Origin of the sequence: Thermococcus sp., from assembly GCF_026988555.1 — an archaeon.
In the GTDB taxonomy this organism is placed as follows: domain Archaea; phylum Methanobacteriota_B; class Thermococci; order Thermococcales; family Thermococcaceae; genus Thermococcus.
The window spans coordinates 1-10,133 of record NZ_JALSLB010000052.1 but is presented as its reverse complement, the minus strand read 5'-3'; the positions used below and the strand labels follow the sequence as shown (position 1 = coordinate 10,133).

The window sequence follows — 10,133 nt, the reverse complement described above, 5'->3', positions numbered from 1 at the left end:
AACTCCAAGTTTCTTGGCGACTTCACCAGTCCGATAAAGTCGCACTCACCTCTCACCAAGAAGAATTGAGTAACAAAAGTATTTAAACGTTTCGTTTGTTATCATCTACAGAACAGCCCCCGGTGCTTGGAGTAGTAGTCCCGTGAGAAGCGCTCAAATTTGCTCAGGAATATGCCCGGATCCGAGTGAACGTCTATAGAGGCTATCACATTGCCCCACTTCGATCTCCCGCTCCCCGTGAGCCTGGGGATCCTCTCCAGGTACGAGACGTCAACGCCCTCCAGTTCAAGCTCCTTTTTTATGGAGAGGATTCCGTCCAGTATGTCCAGCAGTATTATGCTGTCCCGGTTGATGGCCCCGATTATCACGTGAAACACCCTTGGGACGAGTGAGATTGAGGGGTGCTCCACCAGGATCATGTCCCCGGGCACCACGTTCCTCAGGTATTCAGAGAGCCTCATTTCCCACCCTCCCTGGGGCTTTTAGGAGTCTGGTTTCCCTATCTACCTGGATGACGTAGTTCGAGTCCTGTTCGAGGCTTTTTAGGGCGTGTTCGTTTACCACGCCCCTGTTTACGAAGAAGATGCTGACCTTGTCGCCCTTTGTGTCGTATCCTCTGAAGATGGTCTCGAAGTAGTTCTCCAGCTTGTACGGGTCGTCTTGGAAGGTCATGATGAATTTCCCGGTGCCGAGGAAGAACGTCACCTGTCTCCCCTTCTCGACGGTCTTCATGAATTTCCTCGCGATCCTCGCGTGTTGTGCTAGGTAGTACTCGAAGTTGTCGGTTACGCTTATCCTCCCTATTACGTTGCCCAGATTCACCCTGCCGCCGCATTTGATCACAAGTATCTTGTCGAGGGGCAGATTCACCCCCTGAAACGCTAGGTGCTGTACGAACACGTGCAGGCTATCTATCACGTCCACCACGAGGGGGACGTCTCCGGAGTTCAGGTAGAACTTTATCATGGTGTGGAAGATTCGTTCCGGGTGTTTCATGGGTTCGTACTCGACCAGTATCTTACCCTCGGGGACGCTCCTGAGGAGGTCCTCAACGGACACGTTATCACCACCGAAGGCTGTTATCCGTAATTAAACTCATCGCCGGTTCAGCCCACAACCCTTTCAAAGACCCTCTCAAAGTTCTTGAAGGTGATACCGCTGACCTCTGTCTCGCTGAAGTTCTCGTGAAGCTTCTCCACCAGGCTGGGGATCTTCGATTCGTCTTCGAGGCCTTTTACGCTTTTTCCGCTCCATCCTTTGAGGTAGTAAACGAAATCGAATCCTAGGCCAACGTGCCGGTGGCCGGCCGTGTCGACCATGTGAACGATGTGGTCAACGTACCTCTCCAGCGTGGGCTCTTCCCCGTCCACGAAGCTTGGGATCGCCACGGCCCCTATCACCCCGTCCCTCTCGGCTATGGCCGTTATCTGTTCATCCGTTAGGTTCCGTGGGTGGTCGCAGAGCGCCCGTGCGTTGGAGTGCGAGGCTATGACCGGGAAGGATGTCACGTCCAGGGCATCCCAGAAGCCGGCCTCGTTTATGTGGCTCAGGTCGAGTAGGATCCCGAGTTCCTCGGCTTTGCCAATGACCTCCACCCCGAAATTCGTCAGCCCCCCGTTTGTCCTCTCGAATACGCCGTCCCCTAGTGAGTTCCTTAGACTCCACGTCAGGGTTAGAACCCTGAGGCCTAGACGGTGGAATACTTCAAGAACATCCAGGCTCGATTCAAGTGGCTCCCCTCCCTCCATACCGGCCCACAGGGCGACTTTCCAATCTTCGATGACCCTCCGCATTTCTTCCGTGCTGGTCACGAGCTCAAAGTGTTCGCTTTCGTCCACGTCCCTGAGCAGTCTGCTGAACGCCTCGATTCCGTACCTGAGGGCGAGGTTTCTCCTGTCCACGGGGGTCCATATGGAGGCGACCCTCGCCGTCACGATGCCCCCGAAGAAGCGGGGGTAGTTTCTTTCGAGCACGGCAGTTTGCCCGTTTTCTCTTTCGTAGTACACAAAGGTTGGTACGTCAGAATGGGCGTCGAATATCATATGGTTTCACCCGCTCCGCGCATAGCGGTGAGTTCTGTGATGACCTCCCCCCTTACCTCTTCATCGGGGATGCCCTCTGTGAGCTTGAAGGCTTCCTCAAACTCACGTCTCTTACCCAGTTCCAGGGCTATGGCCTTCAGGGCCTCGCTCTTCTGTCGCACGTCGGATATCATGCTGGCAAATTCTAGGGCCCGTCTTAGGCTCCCCAGGTCGGTTAGGATGGTGGCTATGCGCTGGACGTTGCTCTCCGTCAGACGGATGTCCTTTGACTCTTGGAAGGCCCTCTCGATCACGTCCAGGTACTCCCTGTTGTTGACCCTCTTCATCCACATCGCCACTTCCAGCTCCCCGAGGAACCGCATCACCCCGTGGTACTTTCTCTCTATAAGGGCCAGAGCGTAGCGGTTCCTCCCCTCCAGAAGGGCCGCGCGTATCTCCGGGAGCCCTACGTCCATCACCGTCCTGCAGAGTTCTATCTTCTTCTCCACGATGGCCGCCCTCTGGTTGACGTGGAGCTTGTCGAAGATATCAAATGCCATGCCGTAGAACCTCATCGCATCCTTGGCCGTGAGGGCGTCCCCTGCCTTTTCCATGAGCTCGCCCGTTCTTATGAGGCCGTCGACCTTCTCTGTGTACTTTATCTCGGCCCCGATTATCGTGTCGAAGGCAGTGTTGAACAGGTCAATGGCGGTTTCGGAGTGACCCGATATGGCCAGTCGGTACGCCAGACGTGAGAGGACCCTCCCCTTGGTGATGGGGTCTTTTATCCTCTCCGCCTGGTCAAGGGCCTTTGAGAACATCTCAACGGAGTCCTCCTCGTAGTCGAGGATCGAGAGGGTTGAGCCGATTATGGCGTAGGCTACGGCCTTCTCGGCCGCCCCTTTTATCTTGTCCGCGATGTAGATGCTGTCGGAGATCACATCGGAGACCCAGTCGTACCCCCCCTCCCTGGCTAGAACAAAGGCTAGGTAACCCAGAGCCTTCACCTGATCAACCGGATGTAGAAGCTCGGTGATCTTTTCAAGGGCTTCCTCGTAGAAGCCCCTCTCCACCAGAAGCCGTATATCCTCCAGCGTTGTCATATCACCCTTTAATTTGTTCTAAATACTTATAAAGGTTCGCTCCTCAAAGCGAATGGTTGGTATGCTGACTCTTGCGCTTTACAATTCATACGACCGGAGAAAGCTTCATGAGGCACACCTCCGTGCTGTGGCCCGTGCCGCCCCTGTGGCCTACGCCTACGGTTTTCATCTGGCCCTGGTGGGTTTTCCCCTGAAGGGGCGGCCCGTGGACGTGGCCGGGGAGATAAGCGGCCACACTACCATAGGGGGGAGTGGGAGATACCTTCTTGAGCTCGCGGAGGGGAACAGGTTCCACCTCCTGGATTTTCCAGGTAGGGGTTTTCCCTCCCAGTTCGGGAGGGTAATCGCAACCACCAGGAAACCCAGGAAGGACAGAGCTATTACCCCCCTGGAGGTCTCCCGCAGGGCTCTGGCAGGGGAGAGTTTTCTGTTCCTCGTTGGCCTCGGAAGGCACGGCCTTCCAAAGGAAATCTTTAAGATTGCTCACCACCATCTTGATGTGACAGGGAGGGGGGTCAGCCTTGAGACCTGCACCGCGATAGGTGCCATCCCCGTGAGGATAATAACTTTCATGGAGGCATTGAAATGGACGATGGCTGGAAAAAAGACGTGACCTGGGTGCTTATTACGGTTGTTGTGGTCTTCGCACTTCAGTTTGGTCTGAAATTTGCCTTTCATACAGGCTCCCCGCTTGTTATAGTGGTCAGCGGTTCAATGGAGCCAGTTTTCTACCGAGGTGATGTGGTACTGCTCAGGGGTATAGACGGGAGCAACATAAACGACGTACATGTTGGTGACGTCATAGTCTACAAGCGTCCCGGCTACCCATACCCTATAATCCACCGCGTCAGGGAGATAGGTGAGGTGAACCTCGGCGGCAAGATAGAGAAGTGTTTTCTGACTTGGGGTGACAACAACCCGGTTCCTGATCCACCGTACCCGACCCCCTACGGCGCCGTTCCATGCGTTCCAGCGTATGCCGTTGAGGACAAGGCCCTGGTGGTCTTTCCAAAGATAGGTCTCATACCCCTTGACATCCGCGAGGCCTTCGGTCTGGGGGGCTGAGCGACCAGTGGGCTTAAAAGGACGTTCACCCCTCTACTGTCCGGTGATCTCATGAGGTTCATCCCGCTCATAGTTGCAAGGCCCGAGGTTCAGATGGCAATAGACGAGGCCATAATGCGCGCCAGAATCGGGGGGAAAGTTCCAGACACGGTGAGGCTCTACGCCTTCTCGCCGAGTTCTGTAACGATAGGCCGATTCCAGAGTGTCGTCCACGACGTTGACCTCGACGAAGCCAAAAGGTTAGGTATTCCGGTTGTGAGAAGGATTACTGGCGGCGGCTCGGTTTTCCACGACGAATACGGTGAGGTGACCTACTCGGTGATTGCCGGTGAGGACTACCATCCGATGCTCAGGAACATCGAGACGAGCTACCGCTATCTGGCCGGCCCGCTTGTGGATGCACTCAAGGAGCTCGGCCTTGATGCCGGTTTCTCCGGCCTGAACGACATCGTGGCCAACGGGAAAAAAATCAGCGGTTCCGCCCAGACGAGGCGGAAGGGGATAATCCTCCAGCACGGCACCTTTATGTACTCCACGCGCGTTGAGGTGCTCGGAAGGGTTCTGCGGGCCTCCAAGCTGAAGCTGGCCGACAAGGGTGTTTCAAGCATCTGGGAGAGGGTAACAACGCTGGAGCGCGAGGGGATAAAGATGAGCCGCTGGGAGGTCTACGAACTGTTGAAGGACAAGTTCTTTACCGCGTTCGAGCCGGAGGAAGAGGAACTAACGGATTACGAGCTTGAACTGGCCGAAGAGCTGGTGGAGGGGCGCTACGGAAACCCGGAGTGGAACGAGAGCCGGTGATTTAAGGTAACTTCCAGTTTTCTTCTATCCTATACCGCCTCGCCAGCTCGTAGAACAGCTCGTCTTCGCCGAGTTCCTCCCTCAGCTTTCTGAAGTTTCTCTCCAAGCGCGGCAGTCTTCCCTTGCTTCTCCTCAGCATGTCGTTGCCCAGCTGTACGGCGAAGCGGAGATACTCATCGTCGATTAGAACTCTCCCGTCTCTCCCGAGGGGAGCGGTTAGGTACTCGGTGGCGTTTATCTCAACGAGGTAACGCTTGGAGATAACCTTAAAGGTGGTGTACTTAAAGCCGCTCGCTAGGCCGAGCTCGTGGAGCTTTTTTGCCTTCTCGATGTCCTCGGCGACGATGTGGAATATCGGCGGCTGGCTCTTGAGGAATATGAGACCCTTCTCGGCGCTTCTCAGGGCCTCCCTTGCCTCCTCGAACTCCATCTGCCTGTGGACCTTGATCAGCCACCTCGCGAGGGGCTTGGCCCCGAGGTCCGGTTCCTCCATTATGCCGATCCTGCCGGAGCAGGAGGAGGTCGTGTAGATGCCATTGATGGAGTTTATGAGCAGGAGGAGGTTGATTATATCCGCGTCAACCTTTCCTTCCCTCATAGCTGTGAAAAGGCTCACAAGGGCTTCGCGTTTGGCTTTCATGTCGAAACCTCCGGACGATTCTTAATTCCAGCGAAAGCGCCGTTACGTGGGGGTTGGATTAAGTAAAAGGTCTCAGCTCCCTCTTTCAGCCCCTTCCGTCGAAAACTTTATAAATCTAACCCAAAAGGTTTAGCTGGAAATGGCCAGGGTGGTGTAGCCTGGTTAGCACAGGGGACTGTGGATCCCCTAGCCCGGGTTCAAATCCCGGCCCTGGCCCCATAATTCTAACAAACTTTCGCCAGGCGAAATTTTTATCAAGGTTCGTGGCTCCTTTTTGAAGTGCAAGTTCTTAGGGGTTTCAACTTGAAGTCAATCGTTTCAGGAGAGAACTCTTTTTGAGACTCCTTGTAAACGGGTTTAACTTTAAAAAGACACCCTACGGGCGTCAAAAGAGTGTAAAACTCATCTCCAAAATGTAGTTTTGGAGTGTTCTCTTTTTGGGGGAACGTCTAAAGCTCGAAACCCCATCACTTTAACTCCCCAGGTGAAGGGCTACGAACTTTAGTGAAGCTTTTTCCAGAGCTTTCACTACCCTAACCCCTCTGAGTGGGGTACACCTGTATCCTTGGAACTTTCGCCAAGTGGAAGTTTCATTAGGTTCAAATTACTGCTTGGAATCTGTCCTGGGAGGTTTCCCTAGTTGAAGTTATTTTAATTAATGGATATTCTTCCGGATATTGAAACAAATAAAAACATCGATGCGCATAATAGTTCCGGATTCGGGGTTCATTATCGTAACTGCCCTCCCCGTGGATTTTGAATTTAGTGCCGCATTTCGGAATTATTTTAACATGTCCATGGGCACAATGGGCACGTGGGCATCCTGGGCATTCAGCTTTTTCCAATTTCTCGCGTGAATAGTTCACGCGAGAACCAGTAATTTTAACCCCAGATTGGCCATGAATATGGGAAAGTGCATGACCTTTTCTACCTGTCTATCTTCCTGTGTGCACGTGGTTTGTAGTGCCCAGATGCCCCCCGTCCGCCGGATAACTGTCATGATGTGAACTTAGCGTAAATGATTTAAATGATAATGTTAAACATTTCACCGGTAATAAACATGGTGGAGGGGATTGCGCCCAATAAAAATCCCGGCGGAGAACCATCTGTAGAGAACGAGGGGGACAGTGTCCATTCCCGTCCAAAAATTACTTCCGTGTCCTGGAGAGAAATGCTACCCCCTGTGGAGTTCGTGGAATGGCTTGCCGATAGCCACCTGGAGGTGCTAACACCTGCCCAGTGGGAGACCGTTGAGCCCCTTTACACGTCCAAATCGTTCAGGGAGGCCTCCAGAAAATCTGGACGCCACAAGAATGTGGTTAAAAAAGCGTGGGAGAGATTGATAGCGGCGTTTGAGGAATACCGGGGAGAGTGGGAATCCAGTAAATTTGGAATGTCTCAGGATCCTTCCGGTATGGGGACAGAAAGTGTGGAAACTCCGGCTTCCCCTAAATTCCGCAGCACACCGAAGAGACCTCAAAAGACCACTGCGGGCAGAACTGAACTCCGGTACAGTTTCAAAACAACAACTTTTAGGGAGGTTGATAGGGTAATTTCGGGACTTTTGAGTTCAGAAGTGAAGGACATGCTCGTTAGGAGGGATATATACTCCAAACTTGGGGAGAAAACTCTCCTCCTGCTGATCCAGAGGGGATACGTTGATGTCAGGCAACTCCTCCACTTTTCCAGTGATCCAGACGCGTTCTTGGGTGCGGTGGAGGGTGGGCTTGAAAGGCTCATTGAGGCATCGGATCCCCACAAGATAAAGCAACTCGAAAGAGAGAACTGGAGGTTACGCTATAGGGTCATGGAGCTGGAGATGGAAAATAAACAGCTAAGGGATATATTTGAACAATGCATGGAGGATGCTAAGATTTTGATTGATCTTCTGGATAAAAGACAATTACTCCGGTTCTCCAAGATACTTGTTATCAAGGAGCAGCGGAAAAAGTTGGGAATCAAAGCAGGCTTTCAATAAGCTTGTAGTCCCCCTCTGGCAGTTCTCTCATCGCCTTGCCCATCAGGTGCCCGCTCCAGCGCTTCTTGTTGGTGATGAACTTCAGCTTTGGGATGAGGGGCTTGAAGTCGGGCTTATGGTTTAGAACCTTTGTGATAATCTCCTTTGCAGAAGTTTCAGTATGAATATCCTCGATTTAAATTGAATACTTCTTCTCCAATATTCCTGTCGTGTTTAGGTTTCGTATAAAAATCGAAAAGTAATCTGACTTTCAGCGGGTTAACCTTTAAATTCCCTTTATGTTGCACGTTATATTGGTGGAACTCATGTTCGAAAAGATCATAGAACAACTCATAGCGTTAAAGACTCCGGCTACCCGTAAGCTAAAAATTCCCGTTGCTGGAACTAGGGCCTTTGAAGTGATCCTGAAATCTGAAAATGTTCCAAATGAAACTATTGCCGTTGAACTGGCCGTGAATGAGTTTGCTAAATATTCTAGAGGAGATCCTCAAGTATGTTCTGATTTCAAGAAAATTCTTGCTAGGGAATTTTCAGGGTTAAATAGCACCAAACTACTTAAGAAAAAAGCTAGGGCCCTAAAGGAAATATGGGAAACTGAAGCTAGAACGGTAGCTGTCAAAAACAAGCGGAATAAGTGGTTGTCAATCCGCGTTACTGAGGATGAGTATGAGATGATCTCTAAGCGGGCGCAGGAGGAGGGGTTGGACGTATCTAACTACGTTAGGAAGATATTGGGTCTTGATTACAAATTGTGAATATTGTGTTGCACCAAAAATTTTATATTTATGTTGCACGTGATTTTATCGAATGCCTTATTAGGGCGTGGCCTAAACAACGGCTGGGAGGATGTAATCGATGGCAGAACCTATCCTTAAGTGGGCCGGTGGAAAGAGACAGATACTCCATGAAATCGTTGCTTTAATGCCGGAGGACTTTAGAAATAGAACGTTCCACGAGCCATTTTTTGGTGGTGGTGCGGTTACTTTCTTGATGGATCCCAAAAGGGGAACTATAAACGACATAAACCCCAAACTCATCAACTTCTACGTTGTCGTTAGAGATCACGTTGACGAACTAATTGAAGATGCGAAGAGACACAAAAATGAGAAAGAATATTTCTACATGGCCCGTTCTGAGTTCAATGAGATAGTCAGGAGTGGATTTGAGATTCCAAATATCAGACTCGCAAGCCTGCTTTTGTACTTAAATAAAACTGCTTTCAATGGTTTATACCGTGAGAATAGGAAAGGCGAGTTCAATGTCCCGTTTGGTAGATACAAAAACCCCAAGATAGTGGATGAAGAGCGACTTAGGAGGGCTAGTGAAGTTTTGAAAAAGCTCAATATTTACAACGAAGATTTCATTTACATCTTGAGAGTTGCGAAGCCTGGAGACTTGGTTTATTTTGATCCCCCATATCATCCGGTTTCAGAAACTGCCAGTTTTACTAGCTATTCGAAAGAAGACTTCAGCAAAGAAGACCAGAAGCGCCTCAGGGATGTTTGCCTTGAGCTGCATGAGAAAGGGGTTTACTTTATCCTGAGCAACTCCTATGTAAAGCCGGTTCGTGAGCTGTATGAGGGGATAGAGGGATTTGAGATATTCAAGATCTACGCGAAGAGGCCAATAAACTCAAAAGCCGATCGCAGGGGTGAAGTTCCGGAGATGCTTGTTACAAATGTTCCCAAGGAATTACGAGTAGGGCGGGAAAGAGCAAAGCTTCTTGTCAACAACGGTAGATCGAAGGCTTTGATGGCGTCTAAATCGCTTGTTGAGTATTTAACCGTTGCAGAGCGATCTATTTAAAAAGTCCTGCCCTCTTTTTGATATTTGGTGAAGTTCGTGAGAGTGGACGATGTTTTTGAGATAGTTCAAAAGCTAAGACCTGCGGAAATAAAGGAGACTAAAAAGACCCGCAGAGTTATCAAAGAAGGGGGAAGGATACTGTTATATTCTGGCTCCAACGGAACCAAGGTCTACATTGTTAGAACGGACAAAATATGCCTGGGGGACTTTAGAGTCGTTCTTCAACCGGAGGGAAGAAAAGAATTTGCCCCAACGCATGTCCGGTTGTTCTTTGACCTGTATCTTAAGCGGATAAGTGATGAAAAGCATGCAAGGGCTGTGTTTTTGGCATTTGAAAGGATTAATCATGGGGAAGGCATAAATGGGGTCCTAGACGATGTTCGGGGTATAAATTTCTCAATGGAACTCGATCCTCCTGATGTAACCGTTTTCTATGGCTCATTATTAATGGCCGAGCAGGATTGGAATTATGGCAAAAGGGGATGTAAAGAAAGCAAACTTGATCCTCCCCGGGAGTTTCTTATGCGGTTCATACGATGGATCGCACAGAGCGAATACGGTGATATAGACAAAATAATAACGACTGCCGTTCGAAATAGGCCAGCGCCTAAGAAATACGGTATTTCTCTTTTTGAGCTTTGGAGGAGTTAAATCATCTGGCTTTCTCTGAATTTTTCAGTTTTTTCTCCTTTTCCTGGTTTTCTAAATACAAATAAATG

Annotated in this window: 12 protein-coding genes, 1 tRNA gene and 1 pseudogene; 8 read left to right on the top strand and 6 right to left on the bottom strand. The window is 50.4% G+C overall.

All coding sequences use genetic code 11. The features are described from left to right. Positions 1 to 101 precede the first annotated feature (101 nt). Genes MVK60_RS07730 through MVK60_RS07715 form a run of 4 tightly spaced genes read right to left on the bottom strand, consistent with a single transcriptional unit; the run spans position 102 to position 3,124 of the window. Positions 102 to 461 carry a DUF257 family protein gene (locus MVK60_RS07730; protein ID WP_297438118.1) on the bottom strand — a complete coding sequence of 120 codons (360 nt, stop codon included), beginning with the start codon at positions 459 to 461 and terminating at the stop codon, positions 102 to 104. Further along, complete coding sequence (locus tag MVK60_RS07725; RefSeq protein ID WP_297438116.1) at positions 448 to 1,059, bottom strand: DUF257 family protein; 612 nt, start codon at positions 1,057 to 1,059, stop codon at positions 448 to 450. The genes MVK60_RS07730 and MVK60_RS07725 overlap by 14 nt, the downstream gene beginning before the upstream one ends. Before the next feature lie 47 nt (positions 1,060 to 1,106). Further along, entirely contained in the window at positions 1,107 to 2,042 is a 936-nt protein-coding gene (locus MVK60_RS07720) for a dipeptidase (protein ID WP_297438114.1), read from the bottom strand. Then, positions 2,039 to 3,124, bottom strand: coding sequence for a hypothetical protein (locus tag MVK60_RS07715; RefSeq protein WP_297438112.1), 1,086 nt, complete (start codon positions 3,122 to 3,124; stop codon positions 2,039 to 2,041). Before MVK60_RS07715 ends, MVK60_RS07720 begins: the two co-directional genes overlap by 4 nt. Positions 3,125 to 3,185: 61 nt before the next feature. Here MVK60_RS07715 and MVK60_RS07710 point away from each other — a divergent pair, with 61 nt between their 5' ends. From MVK60_RS07710 to MVK60_RS07700, 3 genes are read left to right on the top strand one after another with little or no spacing between them, the layout of a single operon-like run. Further along, positions 3,186 to 3,737 (top strand): DUF531 family protein, encoded by a 552-nt coding sequence (locus tag MVK60_RS07710; protein ID WP_297438122.1) that lies wholly within the window; start codon positions 3,186 to 3,188, stop codon positions 3,735 to 3,737. Beyond that, positions 3,710 to 4,189, top strand: a complete 480-nt coding sequence (locus MVK60_RS07705) for a signal peptidase I (RefSeq protein WP_297438110.1) — start codon at positions 3,710 to 3,712, stop codon at positions 4,187 to 4,189. The genes MVK60_RS07710 and MVK60_RS07705 overlap by 28 nt, the downstream gene beginning before the upstream one ends. Before the next feature lie 51 nt (positions 4,190 to 4,240). Next, a complete protein-coding gene (locus MVK60_RS07700) occupies positions 4,241 to 4,990 on the top strand; it encodes a biotin/lipoate A/B protein ligase family protein (protein ID WP_297438108.1) in 750 nt (249 codons plus the stop codon). Between the two features lies 1 nt (position 4,991). Here the strand turns inward: MVK60_RS07700 and MVK60_RS07695 are convergent, their stop codons facing one another. Next, entirely contained in the window at positions 4,992 to 5,630 is a 639-nt protein-coding gene (locus MVK60_RS07695) for a hypothetical protein (protein WP_297438106.1), read from the bottom strand. Positions 5,631 to 5,772: 142 nt separating this feature from the next. Here MVK60_RS07695 and MVK60_RS07690 point away from each other — a divergent pair. Next, positions 5,773 to 5,849, top strand: a tRNA-His gene (locus tag MVK60_RS07690). Positions 5,850 to 6,657: 808 nt separating this feature from the next. Continuing rightward, positions 6,658 to 7,608, top strand: coding sequence for a hypothetical protein (locus tag MVK60_RS07685; protein WP_297438104.1), 951 nt, complete (start codon positions 6,658 to 6,660; stop codon positions 7,606 to 7,608). Here MVK60_RS07685 and MVK60_RS07680 read toward each other — a convergent pair. Continuing rightward, positions 7,589 to 7,717: pseudogene (locus MVK60_RS07680) on the bottom strand (EVE domain-containing protein); the annotation flags it as partial. The gene MVK60_RS07685 and the pseudogene MVK60_RS07680 overlap by 20 nt on opposite strands. Positions 7,718 to 7,913: 196 nt before the next feature. Here MVK60_RS07680 and MVK60_RS07675 point away from each other — a divergent pair. From MVK60_RS07675 to MVK60_RS07665, 3 genes are all read left to right on the top strand, one after another. Continuing rightward, positions 7,914 to 8,363 (top strand): hypothetical protein, encoded by a 450-nt coding sequence (locus tag MVK60_RS07675; RefSeq protein ID WP_297438120.1) that lies wholly within the window; start codon positions 7,914 to 7,916, stop codon positions 8,361 to 8,363. A gap of 100 nt (positions 8,364 to 8,463) precedes the next feature. After that, the gene (locus MVK60_RS07670) at positions 8,464 to 9,414 is read left to right on the top strand and encodes a DNA adenine methylase (protein ID WP_297438102.1); all 951 of its coding nucleotides are present in this window, start codon (positions 8,464 to 8,466) and stop codon (positions 9,412 to 9,414) included. A gap of 27 nt (positions 9,415 to 9,441) precedes the next feature. Further along, a complete protein-coding gene (locus MVK60_RS07665) occupies positions 9,442 to 10,065 on the top strand; it encodes a hypothetical protein (RefSeq protein ID WP_297438100.1) in 624 nt (207 codons plus the stop codon). The last annotated feature ends 68 nt before the right edge of the window (positions 10,066 to 10,133 follow it).

Excerpts from the sequence above, each read along its gene's own strand:
- MVK60_RS07730 (WP_297438118.1), bottom strand. The coding sequence starts at position 461 with ATGAGGCTCTCTGAATACCTGAGGAACGTGGTGCCCGGGGACATGATC.
- MVK60_RS07675 (WP_297438120.1), top strand. The coding sequence starts at position 7,914 with ATGTTCGAAAAGATCATAGAACAACTCATAGCGTTAAAGACTCCGGCT.
- MVK60_RS07710 (WP_297438122.1), top strand. The coding sequence starts at position 3,186 with ATGCTGACTCTTGCGCTTTACAATTCATACGACCGGAGAAAGCTTCAT.
- MVK60_RS07685 (WP_297438104.1), top strand. The coding sequence starts at position 6,658 with ATGATAATGTTAAACATTTCACCGGTAATAAACATGGTGGAGGGGATT.
- MVK60_RS07705 (WP_297438110.1), top strand. The coding sequence starts at position 3,710 with ATGGACGATGGCTGGAAAAAAGACGTGACCTGGGTGCTTATTACGGTT.
- MVK60_RS07695 (WP_297438106.1), bottom strand. The coding sequence starts at position 5,630 with ATGAAAGCCAAACGCGAAGCCCTTGTGAGCCTTTTCACAGCTATGAGG.
- MVK60_RS07700 (WP_297438108.1), top strand. The coding sequence starts at position 4,241 with ATGAGGTTCATCCCGCTCATAGTTGCAAGGCCCGAGGTTCAGATGGCA.
- MVK60_RS07670 (WP_297438102.1), top strand. The coding sequence starts at position 8,464 with ATGGCAGAACCTATCCTTAAGTGGGCCGGTGGAAAGAGACAGATACTC.
- MVK60_RS07715 (WP_297438112.1), bottom strand. The coding sequence starts at position 3,124 with ATGACAACGCTGGAGGATATACGGCTTCTGGTGGAGAGGGGCTTCTAC.
- MVK60_RS07720 (WP_297438114.1), bottom strand. The coding sequence starts at position 2,042 with ATGATATTCGACGCCCATTCTGACGTACCAACCTTTGTGTACTACGAA.